This window comes from Uliginosibacterium sediminicola (assembly GCF_039631295.1).
Taxonomy (GTDB): domain Bacteria; phylum Pseudomonadota; class Gammaproteobacteria; order Burkholderiales; family Rhodocyclaceae; genus Viridibacterium; species Viridibacterium sediminicola.
Genome location: NZ_JBDIVE010000006.1, coordinates 177859 through 193109 on the forward strand (window position 1 = coordinate 177859; position 15251 = coordinate 193109).

Annotated in this window: 13 protein-coding genes; 8 read left to right on the forward strand and 5 right to left on the reverse strand. The window is 61.8% G+C overall.

The features are described 5' to 3' along the window. Window positions 1-1476, reverse strand: coding sequence for a benzaldehyde dehydrogenase (locus ABDB84_RS12605; protein ID WP_345920094.1), 1476 nt, complete (start codon window positions 1474-1476; stop codon window positions 1-3). Between the two features lie 260 nt (window positions 1477-1736). Here ABDB84_RS12605 and ABDB84_RS12610 point away from each other — a divergent pair, with 260 nt between their 5' ends. Next, the gene (locus ABDB84_RS12610) at window positions 1737-3536 is read left to right on the forward strand and encodes a sigma 54-interacting transcriptional regulator (protein WP_345920095.1); all 1800 of its coding nucleotides are present in this window, start codon (window positions 1737-1739) and stop codon (window positions 3534-3536) included. A gap of 26 nt (window positions 3537-3562) precedes the next feature. Here the strand turns inward: ABDB84_RS12610 and ABDB84_RS12615 are convergent, their stop codons facing one another. Genes ABDB84_RS12615 through ABDB84_RS12630 form a run of 4 tightly spaced genes read right to left on the reverse strand, consistent with a single transcriptional unit; the run spans window position 3563 to window position 7372 of the window. Next, window positions 3563-4459 carry a hypothetical protein gene (locus ABDB84_RS12615; protein WP_345920096.1) on the reverse strand — a complete coding sequence of 299 codons (897 nt, stop codon included), beginning with the start codon at window positions 4457-4459 and terminating at the stop codon, window positions 3563-3565. Window positions 4460-4494: 35 nt separating this feature from the next. Continuing rightward, window positions 4495-5487, reverse strand: a complete 993-nt coding sequence (locus ABDB84_RS12620; protein WP_345920097.1) for a PDR/VanB family oxidoreductase — start codon at window positions 5485-5487, stop codon at window positions 4495-4497. A gap of 2 nt (window positions 5488-5489) precedes the next feature. Continuing rightward, window positions 5490-6299, reverse strand: coding sequence for a GntR family transcriptional regulator (locus tag ABDB84_RS12625; protein ID WP_345920098.1), 810 nt, complete (start codon window positions 6297-6299; stop codon window positions 5490-5492). Further along, window positions 6296-7372, reverse strand: coding sequence for an aromatic ring-hydroxylating dioxygenase subunit alpha (locus tag ABDB84_RS12630; RefSeq protein ID WP_345920099.1), 1077 nt, complete (start codon window positions 7370-7372; stop codon window positions 6296-6298). Before ABDB84_RS12630 ends, ABDB84_RS12625 begins: the two co-directional genes overlap by 4 nt. A 245-nt stretch (window positions 7373-7617) precedes the next feature. Between ABDB84_RS12630 and ABDB84_RS12635 the strand changes: the two genes are divergently transcribed. From ABDB84_RS12635 to ABDB84_RS12665, 7 genes are all read left to right on the forward strand, one after another. Then, complete coding sequence (locus tag ABDB84_RS12635; protein ID WP_345920100.1) at window positions 7618-8544, forward strand: LysR family transcriptional regulator; 927 nt, start codon at window positions 7618-7620, stop codon at window positions 8542-8544. Window positions 8545-8637: 93 nt separating this feature from the next. Next, a complete protein-coding gene (locus ABDB84_RS12640) occupies window positions 8638-9780 on the forward strand; it encodes a 4-oxalomesaconate tautomerase (RefSeq protein ID WP_345920101.1) in 1143 nt (380 codons plus the stop codon). A 40-nt stretch (window positions 9781-9820) separates the two neighbouring features. Then, entirely contained in the window at window positions 9821-11029 is a 1209-nt protein-coding gene (gene pobA / locus ABDB84_RS12645) for a 4-hydroxybenzoate 3-monooxygenase (protein WP_345920102.1), read from the forward strand. 111 nt (window positions 11030-11140) lie between these two features. After that, on the forward strand, window positions 11141-12523 hold the full coding sequence (locus tag ABDB84_RS12650) for an MFS transporter (protein ID WP_345920103.1): 1383 nt from the start codon (window positions 11141-11143) through the stop codon (window positions 12521-12523). A 54-nt stretch (window positions 12524-12577) separates the two neighbouring features. Beyond that, the gene (locus ABDB84_RS12655; RefSeq protein ID WP_345920104.1) at window positions 12578-13603 is read left to right on the forward strand and encodes an amidohydrolase family protein; all 1026 of its coding nucleotides are present in this window, start codon (window positions 12578-12580) and stop codon (window positions 13601-13603) included. Between the two features lie 11 nt (window positions 13604-13614). After that, window positions 13615-14298 carry a 4-carboxy-4-hydroxy-2-oxoadipate aldolase/oxaloacetate decarboxylase gene (gene ligK / locus ABDB84_RS12660; RefSeq protein ID WP_345920105.1) on the forward strand — a complete coding sequence of 228 codons (684 nt, stop codon included), beginning with the start codon at window positions 13615-13617 and terminating at the stop codon, window positions 14296-14298. Window positions 14299-14305: 7 nt separating this feature from the next. Beyond that, window positions 14306-15238 carry an amidohydrolase family protein gene (locus ABDB84_RS12665; protein WP_345920106.1) on the forward strand — a complete coding sequence of 311 codons (933 nt, stop codon included), beginning with the start codon at window positions 14306-14308 and terminating at the stop codon, window positions 15236-15238. The last annotated feature ends 13 nt before the right edge of the window (window positions 15239-15251 follow it).

Below are 15251 nucleotides of genomic sequence, written 5' to 3' on the forward strand. Positions count from 1 at the left end.
TTAAAAAGGGTAGGGGTGGGCGGCTGTTTGCACGGTCACCCAACGCAGCTGGGTGAAGTTCTCCCATTGCGTGGTGCCGCCGATATTGCCGCCATTACCCGAACAACCACGTCCGCCAAAGGGGTTGCAGACTTCGTCGTTCACGGTCTGGTCGTTGATATGCAGCATGCCTGAATCGATCCGCTCGCCCAGGCGCATCGCGCGACCGACATCGGCGGTGATAATGCCGGCGGACAGACCGTACTCGGTATCGTTGGCGATGCTGATCGCTTCATCATCGTCAGCAAAGCTGATGATGCTGGCGCAGGGGCCAAAGACCTCTTCGTGATAGACACGCATGCCCGGTTTGACATTCGACAGCACAGTCGGCTTGTAGAACAGGCGCTCATAGGTACCACCGGCTTCGAGCTTGGCACCCGCCTTGATACTGTCGTGAATGATGGCGTGGGCGCGATCGCGCTGGCGTTCGCTGATCAGCGGGCCGAGTGCGACCTGCTCGGTCAGCGGATTGCCGACCGGCAGATGGCTAGCCTTCTCGGCGAGTCGTCGCGTGAATTCAGCGGCGATGCGCTGATGGACCAGGATGCGGCCCGAGGCCATGCAGATCTGACCTTGATGGAGGAAGGCACCCCAAGCGGCATTGCTCGCAGCGATATCAAGATCGGCATCATCGAGAATGATCAGCGGGCTCTTGCCGCCCAGCTCCAGAGACACCTTCTTGAGCTGCTTGCCAGCTTTCTCGGCAATCATGCGACCGACAGCGGTGGAGCCGGTGAAAGCGATCATCCTGACTTCGGGCGCATCACACAGCGCGCTACCGGGTTCAGCGCCGCCGGGCAGAACGTGCAGCACACCTTCGGGCAAGCCGGCTTCTTGCAGGATCGTGGCAATGATCAAGCCACCGCAAATTGGCGTCTGCGGGTCCGGTTTGAGCAATACCGCATTACCAGCGGCCAGTGCCGGGCCGACGGCGCGCATCGACAAGACCATCGGTACGTTGAACGGCGAGATCACACCGACGATGCCGTGTGGAATGCGTTTAGCATAGCTCATGCGGCCTGTCGTACTCGGCAGAACATGGCCCTGGATATCGTGCTGCATGCCGGCGGCGAGATTGAAAATCTCGATGGTTTCGCGGATCTCCAGCTGGCCTTTGGGAATGATCCCGCCGGTCTCACGCACCACCCAGCGCGTCATTTCATCGAAATGCGCTTCGAGCAGCTGCGCAGCACGACGAAAGATCGCGGCACGTTCGCGTGGCGCCGTGTTGGCCCACTGCTTCTGTGCAATCTCTGCCTTGCGGACCGCTGCGGTGACGTCAGCCGCCGAGGCCTGGCCCACTTCTGCGAGCAAGTCTCCGCTTGCTGGTTCGTGTACCGGCAAGATGCCACCCGATGCGGCCACCCACTGGCCGTTGAAGATCTTGCCCTTCCATTGCTCCGGGTTGAGCAGATGCAGTGTCTTTTCTTGCAGCATGAGTATCTCCTGTTGTGGTTATGGTCTTGCAACTTGTGTCCTCATATCGCAATCGCTGTGCCACACCGGCCTCGGGTTCGCTGTGTTGCACTGCACTTCTTTGCTTCGCGAAGCTGGCTGCGGCATTGCGCTGCATGGGGCAGATCAGATCTCGCGGTGCAGCACGAAAACGCGCGCAAGGGGAAGTGCTGATTTTTAAAGTTCGCATTGACGTGTATCAATGCACTTACGAATTTCATGAATTCACTTTGGAGAGCTGTGTGAGCGAGAAGCGTGTTTCCCTGGCGGACGTGTCGCGTGAAACCGGTGCGGTCCTGGCAGCCCGCCACAGGGAGCAGAGTGATGAATCGCCGAGCCTGCGCGACATCACCGAATGTCTGTTTTTTTCACCCGGCGATGGGCGCATCTGGCTCAACGATCAACGCATGGTGCTGATGCGCAACAGCACGCTTGGCGTGATCCGCAAGGAATTGATCGCCACCCTGGGCTTGGCGCGTGCGCGTGGACTGCTGACGCGTGTCGGCTATGCGGCCGGAGCGCGTGACGCTGAGCTGGTGCGCGAGCACTGGCCGGCTGCAGATGCTTTGTCGCAGTTCATGGCCGGTACGCGACTGCATGCGATCGAGGGGATGGTCAAGGTCGAGATGGTGCGTCTGGAAGTCGATGCGCAACGCAGCAGCTATTACGGCGAATTTCTATGGCATAACTCCTGCGAGGTGGACGAGCACGTGGCGGCCTACGGCATCGGCAATGAGCCGGCCTGCTGGAATCTGACCGGTTACGCCATCGGCTATGTCAGCACCCTGTTCGGCAAGCTGATCGTGTTTCGCGAAGTGGAGTGCCGCGCCGCTGGCAGCCGTGTGTGTCGTGTGGTCGGCAAACCGGCTGAAGAGTGGGCCGATGTCGAGGAGGATCTACGCAACCTGAGCGCCGAGAGTTTCGTCAGCAGTGAGGTATTTTCAGCTTCGCTGCGCTCGCCAGCGCAGGCGGCCGAGCTGCCTGCAGCGAGTGATCCCGGCACGGATGGACGTACGCAGATGGTCGGCGTATCGGCTGCGTTCAATGCCGCGTGCCACATGCTCAGGCGCGTCGCACCAACGCAGGCGACGGTGTTGTTCACCGGTGAGTCAGGGGTCGGCAAAGAGCTGTTCGCCAGCATGTTGCACGAGATCAGCAATCGCGCCAGCAAACCCTTTGTCTCGGTCAATTGCGCGGCGATTCCCGAGACGCTGATCGAGTCTGAATTGTTTGGTGTGGATCGCGGCGCCTTCACCGGCGCCACGGTGTCGCGGCCGGGCCGTTTCGAACGCGCAGATGGTGGCACTTTGTTTCTCGACGAAATCGGCACCCTGAGCATGGTGTCGCAGGGAAAGCTGTTGCGTGCCTTGCAGGAGGGTGTCATCGAGCGCGTTGGTGGCGCGCGTGAAATCAAGGTCGATGTGCGTGTGATCGCCGCCACCAATGTCGATCTGCAGGAGGCGGTCAAGCTCCGTCATTTCCGCGACGATCTGTTCTTCCGTCTGAATGTCTATCCGATCCATCTGCCGCCTTTGCGCGAGCGCCGTGACGACATCCCCTTGCTACTGAGCTATTTTCTGCGCCGCTATTGCCAGCGTCATGGTCGTCAGCTAGCTGGCTTTACGCCTCGCACGGTACGTGCGCTGCTCAACTACGCCTATCCAGGCAATGTGCGCGAGCTGCAGAATCTCGTCGAGCGTGGGGTGATCGCGGCCGAGGATGGCGGGCTGATCGACATCACCCATATCTTCCGCAGTGAACAGGTGGCGCTCGACGCGCTGTATTCAGTCGGTCAGGATGGCGCGCTGGACAATGCGGCCGACGCCGTGATGAGCGCGGCGGAGGGCGGGGAGGGCAATCTGAGCTTTCTAGAGCTGTTGCTCAAGCACCGGGGGCAAGATGGTCAGGGTATGTCGCTGGAAATGTTCGAGCAGCGCGTGGTCGAGGAAGCGGTTGCGCACACCCAGGGTAATCTTGCCGCAGCCGCTCGTCTGCTGGGCATGTCGCGCGCCCAGCTGGCTTATCGCATGCAGAAACCATGACGCCAAGTCATGACAGGTCGCGCTGTTCAGCTGAGCAGCGCGGCTTGCTCCTTACGCGAACGTCGCGGCGGCTCAAACAGGCATGCACACGGCATGCGCATCTGCAGGCTGTCACCCAGGCGCTTGCTATGACTGCGCAGCCAGGCAGCCAGCGGATTGCCGCTGTCGCTAGCGGGCAGACCTTGTACCGGTAGTAATAGCTGGCGTCCAAGTGGCCATAGCAAGCGCGCGAGCTGACGGTCCAGATAGTCGCTCAAGCGGGTCCCAGAGGTTTGCCTGTCTGGTGGCGTGGCACAGGACTCGGTGATCTCCACGCGATTCAGAAGCGCCTGAAAATCCGGCAAAGCGTGTTCCACCGCCGGGTCCGTGCCCTGTGTCCGGCGCCAATTCTCCAGCCAGAAAAGATAGGCCGCCTGCTGCAGGGCCGGCGTCAAGCCGTCGAGACCGATCCGTGTGCGCGCACGATGCAGGCCCGTTGCCAGGCACGCCAAGGCATAGCAGGCCTCATCTTCACTGAGGCCCGTGGGCAATCCGCGCAGAATTTGCAGATGAGCGTTTTGCACGGCGCGGGCAAGACGGTCCAGATCCTGTCGTGCCAAGCCGTAATCAAACCAGCGCCAGAAGTGCGCCAGCATGCATTCCTGCTGATTGGCGGGGCCTTCCGCATGCGTGCTGCGAGCGCGCAAGCTCAGCAGCATGCCGCCTTGTGATGGCGGGCGGCGGCAAGGCATTCCTTCGGCATAAGCGAGATTGACGAATAGCTCGTCGCCATCCCTCAAAGCGCCAAGCGCCCACAGCCGCGCCGCATCGCGCTCGGCGGAAAGCCGCGCAATCTCGCGCGATACCCAGTGGTATGCGTGAGCGGCTTCGCGCTGACCGAGCGCCTTGGGTGGAAGCTGCGCTGTCGAGTTGCGATGGGGCATGGCGATCTCCGTCCAGAAGGGGATGTTGCGCCAGCTCAGGCGGCCTGGCGCCTGCTGCCACGATAGGCCGTGTCGATACGAAGATGGCCGTGTGCGGGCCGTGAGACACAGGCGCAGAGGCTGCGATTCTCTGCCTTCTGCTTCTCGCTCAGGAATACGTCGCGGTGATCGATGGGCGCATCGCAGCCCAGCACATCAAGCGCGCACAGGCCGCATTCACCACGGCGACAGTCGGCCATGACATCCACGCCGGCGTGCTCCAGCGCAGCGAGCAGGGTTTGATGGGCGGGAACGTCCAGTGTCAGGCCCAGGCGCGGAATGCTGACGGTGAATGGCGCATTGGCGTAGTGACCACTGCTGGCAAAGGTTTCGTAGCGGAGTTGCCCCAGTGATCGGCCTGCCTTTTGCCACGCGCTGCGCGCTGCTTCCAGCATGGTGATGGGGCCACAGACGTACAGTTCGGCGTCCTTGGGTGTGCTGGCCGCAATTGCGTTCAGATCCATGCGCTGACCGAGATCGCTGATATAGAGCTCGAGTCTCTCGCCCAGCCATTGCCGCAGCGCTTGCGCGAACACCGCCTCGGCCTCACTACGCACCGCGTAATACAGGCGCACCGCCTTGCCTTGTGTCGCCAGAAAATGCGCCATGCTAACAATCGGCGTGATGCCGACCCCGCCTGCAACGAGGGTACAGGCGGGAGCAGTAAAGCCCAGTTCAAACTGGTTGCGCGGCGCGGAGATGACGAGACTGTCACCCGCTTGCAGCGACCACATGTAGCGCGAGCCGCCCATACCCGATTCGATTTTCTTGACCGCGATGCGATAGCTGCCATCGTTACGCCCGAGCTCGATCAGCGAGTAATGACGAAGCTCTTCGCGTCCATCGACGACAACGCGCACCTGGATGTGCGCGCCGGGTGTCCAGGCGCGCGCACCACCTTCCACTGCCAGTTCAAAGAGGCGGATGCTGGGACTCAGATCTTCGGTGTGCACCAGTGTGGCGGTGTACCACTGCGGGCTGTTGTTCATCTTCATTGTCCTTGTGTCGGGGTGCTGCGGATCAGCGACGCGCCGTGCATCTGCTGCCGGGCGGTTTGGTCGGCGAGCACCAGTTCGAGATTCTTGCGTGCACTGCGGGCGTGCTCACGCATCAGAGGTTCGGCACGGGCCGAGGAGCGGCTGAGTAAGGCGTCGAGAATGTCCCAGTGCTGCGCCTGGGCCTGACGCAGTATCTCCAGCGAGCCGGGTAGATGCGATTGCACCTCGACGAATGCCGAAGGCGAGGCGAAGGGCAGGTTGAGGATCTTGTCGAGTGTGTTGTCGAGCATCGCGCTGTCTGCTGCGGCCATGATGAGGGCATGAAATCGCCCATTCAGCGCTGCGTAGCGAGACAGATGTGTGCCGCCGGGGCTGCTCTCGGCGAGCAGACTCTCAATCTGCGCCAGACATTGACGCATCTGTGCCTGCAACTCAGGGCTCACCCCCCGTTCAGCCGCGCGCCGCGCCGCCAGGCCTTCCAGCGTGCCACGAATTTCAATCGAATCGAAAACCTCGTCTTCGCTGAAACTGCGCACCACGAAGCCGGTCGCCGAAGCGGGCTCCAGAAGCCCTTCTTCGGTCAGGCGCAGCAGCGCCGAACGGATCGGCGTGCGTGACACTTGCAGACGTGCCACCAGTGATAACTCGGTCAGGCGTTCGCCTGCCTGCAGCTCGCCACGCAGGATCATTTCGCGAACGCCTTGAACGGCGCGCTCGGTTTGATTGCTTGTGGCTTCGAGCGGGAAGCTGCGGATCTGTGTGTCAGCCGCTAGCTCCTGGATTGCGTCTTGGCGTTTGTTCATCGCGTCACGCTGCGAATCGGAATGATCGGCGCGCTGTCCTTGCTTTCCGCCGCAATCATGCGATCAATCTGGCGTCGTGCCCACATCGCACCGGCATCGATGTTGAGGTTGTAGAACTCGCGGTCCGGGTAATCGAGAATCGCACGTTGCTGCGCTTCGACCACCACTTCATCTTCGCCGAACACGCGCGTCACGCTCTCGCGCAGCCATTGCGTCAGGCCTTGGTCGTGCAGGTTGTAGTTGCGGCAGAAGGCCCAGAAGTAATGGCAAGTGGTGTCGGTTTCCGGCGTGATGGTGTTGAGCACGTAGCCGTTGACGCCTTGCGAGCGGTCGCCTTCCGGCGCACCGGTGCCAGAGGGCGCAACGCCGACATCGATGGCTACCGTGCAGGGAGCCTCGAAGTGAACGATCTGCCAGCGATCACAGCGCTCGACCTTGCCATTCTTCTTGTGCAGCTGATAGGCCCAGAACGGCGGCGGATCGACATCGGCCATCCAGCGCGTGACGACGGCCTCGCGCTCGTCGTGGGTGGCTTCGAACGGCGCCTCGGCCACCGCGCGCTGCCCAATGCTGGAGCCGTGCACAAAGGTCTCGTGGGTCAGATCCATGAGGTTGTCGATGACCAGGCGGTAATCGCATTTGGCATGAATAACCTTGCCGTCGCCAACCCATTCCGGGTCCTGGTTCCAGTGCAGATCGGGCACTTTGGCGGGATCAGCCAAGGCGGGATTGCCCAGCCAGATCCAGATGAAACGGTGCTTTTCAACCACCGGGTAGGCACGCACGCAGGCCGAGGGATTGAGGGTTTCCTGCGAGGGCATGTGCACGCAGCGGCCCGCGGAGTTGTAGATCAGACCGTGATAGCCGCAGACGACGTTATCACCATCCAGATGGCCCATCGAAAGCGGCAGCATGCGATGCCAGCACGCATCTTCCAGCGCCACCACGCTGTCATCGCTGCGGCGGTAGAAAACCAGTTTCTTGTTGCAGATGGTGCGCGGCATCAGCGCACGACGGACCTCAATGTCATACGCAGCGGCGTACCAGGCATTGAGCGGAAAAGTCTGGGGCATGATCATGTCTCCTTGTTGTGTGTATACATTAGTTGCCGTTCAAGCCAAAAAATAAGCCGGGTTTTCCCTCATTAACGCAAATTTGTATACATTCAATGATGCTGCCGTGTCTGGATCACCCGGAGCGATTCAGTACAAAGAGCACAGAACCTTGTTCCAGAAACGCTTGTTCATGCTTCTTCCTGTACAGGCCCAGGCGTGCTGTACAGGCACCTTCAGCTCTGAATCACCGTGAAGGAATGGGCATGAATCTGCATCAGCTGGAGTACTTCATCCGCGTGGCAGAGCTGGGCAGCTTCAGCAAGGCGGCCGTGGTACTGGATGTCGCGCAGCCGGCGCTGTCGCGTCAGGTGCGCTTGCTGGAGGCGGATCTGCGCACCACCTTGTTGCTGCGCAATGGCCGTGGGGTCACGCTCACCGAGATGGGGCGCCTGCTCTACGAACGCGCCGCCGACATCCTGCAAGCCGTCAGCAACATGGGGGAAGAGATTGCAGCCCAGCGCGACGAGCCGGTAGGGCAGGTGGTCATCGGCCTGCCACCGAGTCTTGGCCGTATGCTGGCCGTGCCCCTGGTCGAGGCGTTTCAGCGCGAGCTGCCCAAGGCGCGTTTGAGCATTGTTGAAGGGCTCACCACACATCTGGTGGAATGGCTGGCCAGCGCGCGCGTCGACCTGGCCTTGCTGCATTCGCCTGAGGCCAATCCGGCCATCGATATCGCGCCGGTGATGCGCGAGCGCCTGGGCCTGGTCGCGCCAATCGATTACCGGAGTCCGGCCGGCGCTGAAATTCCGCTGTCGCAGCTGGTCGAGCTGCCTTTGGTGCTGCCCGAACGTGCTCATGTCTTGCGCCGCCTGCTCGAAACCCGTCTGGCACAGGCAGGGCTCAAGCCTGAGGTGCGGCTTGAAGTGTCCAGCGTGCCATCAATCCTCAGTCTGGTAAGTGCCGGTTACGGCTATGCCGTGCTCACACGTTCAGCGCTGGCCGCCAATGGCCAGCAGCATGCCTTCTCGTTTCATCCACTGTCTGAACACGATTTGTGCAGCACGCTGTGCCTGGCCGTGCCAAGTCGAAAACATCCGACGCCCTTGCTGCGACGCAGTCGTGAAGTGCTGGCCGGACTGATGAGCGAACTGCGCGAAAAGCTCGGAGGCGAGGCCGAGCTGTCTCGCTGAGCTATAGCAAGTTGATATAGCAACTAGTGCGCGGATCCCCTTGGTCAGGCATGACACGCCCACCAGAATGAGCCCATTGATTCCGGAGGCTGCATGGACCAACTCGTCACCGAACGCCCTGCATCTACCTTGCGCAAAGCTTCGCGTGGTGGGCAGATCGCCATTCCCTGCTGCTTCATGCGCGGCGGTACCTCGCGTGGTCCGTTCTTCCGCGAAGCCGATCTGCCCGCCGATGTGGCGACGCGTGATCGCGTCCTGCTGGCAGCACTCGGCTCGCCGGACAAGCGCCAGATCGATGGTCTGGGCGGCGCACATCCGCTCACCAGCAAGGTTGGCATCGTGCGTCCGGGCAAGATGCCGGGCGTCGATCTGGACTTCCTGTTTGCCCAGTTGCAACCAGAAAAAGACAGCGTCGACACCACCCCCAATTGCGGCAACATGCTGGCTGCCGTGGTTCCCTTTGCGCTGGAGTGCGGCATGTTGCTGCCACAGGGCGAGTACAGCACCTACCGCGTGCTGACCCTCAACACCGCCATGCAGTGCGACATCACCGTGCACACCCCGCAGGGCAGGATGAACTACGCAGGGCCTGCCCGCATCGACGGCGTGCCGGGTCACTCGGCACCGATCACCATCAACTTTCTCGACACCGCTGGCTCGGTGTGCTCGGGCCTCTTGCCGACAGGCCGGGTGCTCGACGAGATCGACGGCTTGCGCGTGACCTGTATCGACAACGGCATGCCCCTGGTGATCCTGCGCGCAACAGATCTTGGCAAGCGCGGTGATGAAAGCGTCGCTGAGCTGAATGCCGACGAAACACTCAAGGCGCGCATCGAACGGCTGCGTATCGCCTGCGGTCACGCCATGGGTCTGGGGGATGTAAGCAGCAAGAACTACCCGAAGATGACCCTGGTCGGCCCTCCGGCGGCGGGCGGCACGATCAGCACACGCAGCTTCATTCCACACGTTTGCCACGATGCCATTGGCGTGCTGGCGGCCGTGACTGTCGCGACAGCCTGCGTGCTTGAAGGATCAGTAGCCGCCGCTGTTGCGCGCCCGCAAAGCGGGCGTACGCGCAGCGTGTCGGTCGAGCATCCCAGTGGCGAATTCTCGGTCGAACTCGAACTTGATCCTGACGATCCGCAGCACGTGCGGCGCGCTGCCTTGTTGCGTACCGCACGTCTGATCATGCGCGGCGAAGTCATGGTCCCCGACTCAAGCTGGCCGGACGCCTAGCGCGGCGACAAACAAAAAACCAATATCAGGAGACAGATGTATGGACGTGAGTATCCCCAAGCGCACCCAGGTGGCGATCATCGGTGCCGGGCCCGCAGGATTGTTGTTGGGCCAGCTTCTCTATAAAGCCGGTATTGATAACGTCATTATCGAGCGGCAAGCACCCGCCTATGTGCTGGGGCGCATCCGCGCCGGCGTGCTGGAGCAGGTGAGTGTCGATTTGCTCGATGAGGCGGGGGTGGGTGAGCGCATGCATCGCGAAGGCCTGGTGCATGAAGGCTTCGAGATGCTGTGGGAAGGACGCCGCCACCGCATCGACATGAAGCAGCTCACCGGCGGCAAGAAAGTCATGGTCTACGGCCAGACCGAGCTGACCCGGGATCTGATGGAAGCACGCCAGGCCAGCGGCTTGCCGACGATCTACGAAGCCAGCGATGTGGCTTTGCACGATATCGCAGGCACGCATCCGCACGTGAGCTTTGCGTATCAGGGCCAATCTCATCAGCTGGCCTGCGATTTCATCGCCGGGTGCGATGGCTTTCATGGCGTCAGCCGCGCCAGCATTCCGCGCAATGTGATTCGCGAATACGAGAAAGTCTATCCCTTCGGCTGGCTGGGTTTGCTGTCTGACACGCCGCCGGTTTCCGACGAGCTCATCTACGTCAACAGCCCGCGCGGATTTGCGCTCTGTTCGCAGCGCAGCCGCACGCGCAGCCGCTACTACCTGCAGGTGCCACTGACCGAACGCATTGAAAACTGGAGTGACGAGGCATTCTGGCAGGAGCTGCGTCTGCGGCTGGACGATGAGGGACGCGAGCGTCTGATCACCGGCCCGTCACTGGAGAAGAGCATTGCTCCGCTGCGCTCCTTTGTCTCCGAGCCCTTGCGTTTCGGCAGCCTCTTCCTCGCTGGCGACGCAGGCCACATCGTGCCGCCGACGGGCGCCAAGGGACTCAATCTGGCGGCGACCGACGTCAAGTATCTGTCGAACGCCTTCATCGAGTACTACCAACAAGGCAGCCTCGAGGGCATTGATACGTACTCCGAGCGCTGTTTGCGACGAATCTGGAAAGCCGAGCGCTTCTCCTGGTGGTTCACCTCGCTGATGCACAGCTTCCCGGAAGACGGCCCGATCAGCTCGCGCTTCCAGGAGGCCGAGCTGGAGTACGTGCTGCACTCCGAAGCTGCCGCGCGCTCGATTGCCGAGAACTATGTCGGCTTGCCGCTCGATTTTGGCGAGGAGGCCTGAAACGCTGACCTGAGAACGCATACAAGCCGGTCACGCTGAGCTGCCGCAGAGCAGCCGTCGTTGCTGGCCCCAGGCAGGCGCATGTCTGCCCCCAACCCCAGGAGACACATCATGACCCACAACAGCAAGCTTGATGTACAGCAGTTCCTCGACGCGCATCCGGTATCGAATTTCCAGTGGCGACTGTTCGCCTTTTGTTTTGTCATCATGTTGCTCGATGGCTTTGATACCGCTGCCATCGGTTATGTCGCTCCGTCCTTGATCGGCGAGTGGGGCATCAGCAAGGCGGCTTTGTCACCGGTACTCAGCGCAGCCTTGTTCGGTCTGTCGTTTGGCGCATTGATGGCGGGGCCGCTGGCGGATCGCTTTGGTCGCAAACGCCTGATCTGTGCCTCGGTCGCGCTGTTCGGCGGGGCCTGCCTGGTTTCTGCGACAGCAAGTTCGCTGGACGAGCTGGCTGTCCTGCGCTTCATCACGGGTCTCGGTCTGGGCGCAGCCATGCCGAATGCAATTACCTTGATGAGTGAGTTCGTCCCCACGCAGCGCCGCAGCCTGCTGATCAATGCCATGTTCTGTGGCTTTCCGCTCGGCGCAGCGCTGGGCGGCTTCCTGGCGGCCTGGATGATTCCGCATTGGGGCTGGCGCAGCGTGTTTGGTCTCGGCGGTGTTACACCCTTGCTACTCCTTGTTTTCTTGCTGCTGGCCATGCCTGAATCGGTTCGCTACATGGTCACACGCGGCTTCGCGGCAGAGCGTATCCGCGCTGTGCTGCGCAAGGTCTCGGCCAGCCTTCCTGCGGACGCCGAGTTCGTGCAGGCGGAAGCTGCGCCTGCCTCAGCGAAGCAGGGCGGACTCGGGCTGGTGCTGTCGCGCAGCTATCTGCTCGGCACGGTGATGCTGTGGATTGCCTACTTCATGGGCCTGGTCATCTTCTACGCGCTGATCAACTGGATGCCGCTGCTGCTCAAGGACACCGGCATGCCTGCTGCACAAGCCACATTGATCACCGCGCTGTTCCCGCTGGGCGGCATAGGCGCTTTGTTGAGTGGCTGGTTGATGGATAGACACAATGCCAATCGGGTGGTGGCGATTTTCTATGGCATTACCGCGCTATCGGTATTCCTGATCGGTCAGGTCAGCGGACAGACTGCCTTACTGGTCCTCGTGGTACTGGCGGCCGGCGTATTCATGAACACTGCGCAGTCCTCCATGGGCGTGCTGGCTGCGAGTTTCTACCCGACGACCGGGCGCGCCAGTGGCGTGGCATGGATGCTCGGTATCGGTCGCTTCGGCGGGATTGCCGGCTCCTTCCTGGTCGGCATCCTGGCACAACGCCAGTTGCCGCTGAGCGCCGTGTTCTCGGTCATCGCCATCGCCGGCGCATTGGCCGCGCTGGCCCTGGTGATCAAGCAACGTGCCGAGCCGGTACCAAGCCAGCAAGGCAATGCCGGCTTGAGCCCCATCGCGCTCGGTGAGGGCTTGAATGCGCACTGAGCTGCGCAGGACCGATCCGCACAACAACATGTCTCATTACTCCGACAGAACATCATGATCATCGATATCCACGGTCATTACACTACCGCGCCGAAGTCGCTGGAAGCCTGGCGTAATCGTCAGATTGCCGGGCTCAAGGATGCCTCGCTGACACCTTCGGTAGCTGAGTTGCAGATCAGCGACGACGAGTTGCGCGAGAGCATCGAGCAGAACCAGCTGCGCTTGATGAAGGAGCGCGGCGCCGATCTCACCATCTTCAGTCCGCGCGCCAGTTTCATGGCACATCACATCGGCGACTACCAGACTTCCGCGACCTGGTCGGCGATCTGCAACGAGCTGTGCTATCGCGTTGCCGAGCTGTTCCCGGAGCACTTCATCGGAGCGGCGATGCTGCCGCAAAGCCCGGGCGTGGATCCGAAAACCTGCATCGCGGAGCTTGAGCGCTGCGTCAAGGACTTCGGCTTTGTCGGCATCAACCTCAACCCGGACCCGTCCGGCGGGCACTGGACCAGCCCGCCGCTGACCGACCGGCATTGGTATCCGATCTACGAAAAGATGGTCGAGTACGACATCCCCGCGATGATCCATGTGTCGACCAGCTGCAATGCCTGCTTCCACACCACCGGCGCGCACTACATCAATGCCGACACCACGGCGGTGATGCAGCTGATCCAGGGCGATCTGTTCAAGGACTTCCCGAGCCTGCGCTTTGTCATCCCGCACGGCGGCGGTGCCGCGCCTTACCACTGGGGCCGTTACCGGGGGCTCGCGCAGGAGCTCAAGAAGCCGCTGCTCGACGAGCACCTGCTCAACAACATCTTCTTCGATACCTGCGTCTATCACCAGCCGGGCATTGATCTGCTAACCCGCGTGATTCCGGTGAAGAACGTGCTGTTCGCCTCCGAGATGATTGGCGCCGTACGTGGCATCGATCCGCAAACCGGGCACTACTACGACGACACCAAGCGTTACATCGAAAGCGCAGCGCTCACTGCTGAGGAGCGGCACGCGATCTACGAAGGCAATGCACGGCGCGTCTATCCGCGTCTGGATGCGGTGCTGAAATCAAAGGGATTGTGAGGAGTACAAGCATGTACGAACTGGGTGTGGTGTATCGCAATATCCAGCGCTGCGAGCGCAGCACGGCCGATGCGCTGGCGGCTTTCGGCTCGGCCACGGTGCACGAGGCGATGGGCCGCGTCGGCCTGATGAAGCCCTATATGCGGCCGATCTACAGCGGCGCGCAGGTGTCCGGTACGGCTGTCACGGTGCTGCTGCAGCCGGGGGACAACTGGATGATGCATGTCGCGGCTGAACAGATCCAGCCGGGTGACATTGTCATCGCGGCGGTCACCGCCGAGTGTACCGATGGCTACTTTGGCGATCTGCTGGCGACGAGCTTCCAGGCGCGCGGCGCCCGTGGCTTGGTGATTGACGCTGGCGTGCGCGACGTGAAAACGCTGGCAGAGATGGCCTTCCCGGTGTGGAGCAAAGCCATTTCGAGCAAGGGCACGATCAAGGCCACGCTCGGCTCGGTGAACGTTCCGCTGGTCTGCGCAGGCGCCTGGGTGAATCCCGGTGATGTCGTCGTCGCGGATGACGATGGCGTGGTCTGCGTGCCGCGCGCGATGGCGGTTGCGACGCTGGACGCTGCGCGCGCGCGCGAAGCCAACGAAGGCGAAAAGCGCGCCCGGCTGGCCAGCGGTGTGCTGGGTCTCGACATGTACAAGATGCGTGAGCCACTGGCAAAAGCCGGCTTGCGCTACATCGATTGAGGGCGCCATGAGCAAACCCACTACAGGCCACTTCGAGAAAACTGCCGGCTGGCTGGACTGGTATAGCGCACCCAGCAAGCCAGGTTTCCAGCTGCCGCCGGGCAGCGTCGATGCGCATTGCCATGTATTTGGTCCGGGCGCGGAGTTTCCCTATGCTCCGGAGCGCAAATACACGCCCTGCGATGCCAGCAAGCACCAGCTGTTTGCCTTGCGCGATCATTTGGGTTTTGCTCGCAACGTGATCGTGCAAGCGACCTGTCACGGTGCTGATAACCGGGCCTTGGTCGATGCCTGTCGGGCGGCGCAGGGCAGGGCGCGCGGCGTGGCGACCGTCAAACGCAGCGTCACGGATGAGGAACTGCAGACGCTGCACGACGCAGGGGTGCGCGGCGTACGCTTCAATTTCGTCAAGCGCCTGGTCGACTTCACGCCCAAGGACGAGTTGCTGGAAATTGCCAACCGGATTGCCAGGCTCGGCTGGCACGTGGTGATCTACTTTGAAGCCGTGGATCTGCCCGAGCTGTGGGACTTCTTCACTGCGCTGCCGACCATCGTGGTGGTCGATCACATGGGCCGGCCTGATGTCAGCAAGCCTATCGACGGGCCGGAGTTCGCGCTGTTCCTCAAGTTCATGCGCGAACATCCGAACGTGTGGAGCAAGGTCAGCTGCCCGGAGCGACTCTCGGTCGCCGGGCCGCGTGCACTGGGCGGCGAGCAAGCGGCCTATCGCGACGTGGTGCCGTTCGCGCGGCGCGTCGTCGAAGCGTTTCCTGATCGTGTTTTGTGGGGCACCGACTGGCCACACCCCAACCTCAAGGACCACATGCCTGACGACGGCTTGCTGGTCGATTTCATCCCGCACATTGCCCCGACTGCCGCGCTACAGCAGAGCTTGCTCGTGGATAACCCTATGCGCCTTTACTGGCCGGAGGAGGTTTAATGTGCTTCAGCAA

Bases quoted from the DNA above. Each gene is read 5' to 3' on its own strand.
- ABDB84_RS12605 (WP_345920094.1), bottom strand. From the start codon at position 1,476: ATGCTGCAAGAAAAGACACTGCATCTGCTCAACCCGGAGCAATGGAAG.
- ABDB84_RS12615 (WP_345920096.1), bottom strand. From the start codon at position 4,459: ATGCCCCATCGCAACTCGACAGCGCAGCTTCCACCCAAGGCGCTCGGT.
- ABDB84_RS12620 (WP_345920097.1), bottom strand. From the start codon at position 5,487: ATGAACAACAGCCCGCAGTGGTACACCGCCACACTGGTGCACACCGAA.
- ABDB84_RS12625 (WP_345920098.1), bottom strand. From the start codon at position 6,299: ATGAACAAACGCCAAGACGCAATCCAGGAGCTAGCGGCTGACACACAG.
- ABDB84_RS12630 (WP_345920099.1), bottom strand. From the start codon at position 7,372: ATGCCCCAGACTTTTCCGCTCAATGCCTGGTACGCCGCTGCGTATGAC.
- ABDB84_RS12635 (WP_345920100.1), top strand. From the start codon at position 7,618: ATGAATCTGCATCAGCTGGAGTACTTCATCCGCGTGGCAGAGCTGGGC.
- ABDB84_RS12640 (WP_345920101.1), top strand. From the start codon at position 8,638: ATGGACCAACTCGTCACCGAACGCCCTGCATCTACCTTGCGCAAAGCT.
- pobA (WP_345920102.1), top strand. From the start codon at position 9,821: ATGGACGTGAGTATCCCCAAGCGCACCCAGGTGGCGATCATCGGTGCC.
- ABDB84_RS12650 (WP_345920103.1), top strand. From the start codon at position 11,141: ATGACCCACAACAGCAAGCTTGATGTACAGCAGTTCCTCGACGCGCAT.
- ABDB84_RS12655 (WP_345920104.1), top strand. From the start codon at position 12,578: ATGATCATCGATATCCACGGTCATTACACTACCGCGCCGAAGTCGCTG.
- ligK (WP_345920105.1), top strand. From the start codon at position 13,615: ATGTACGAACTGGGTGTGGTGTATCGCAATATCCAGCGCTGCGAGCGC.
- ABDB84_RS12665 (WP_345920106.1), top strand. From the start codon at position 14,306: ATGAGCAAACCCACTACAGGCCACTTCGAGAAAACTGCCGGCTGGCTG.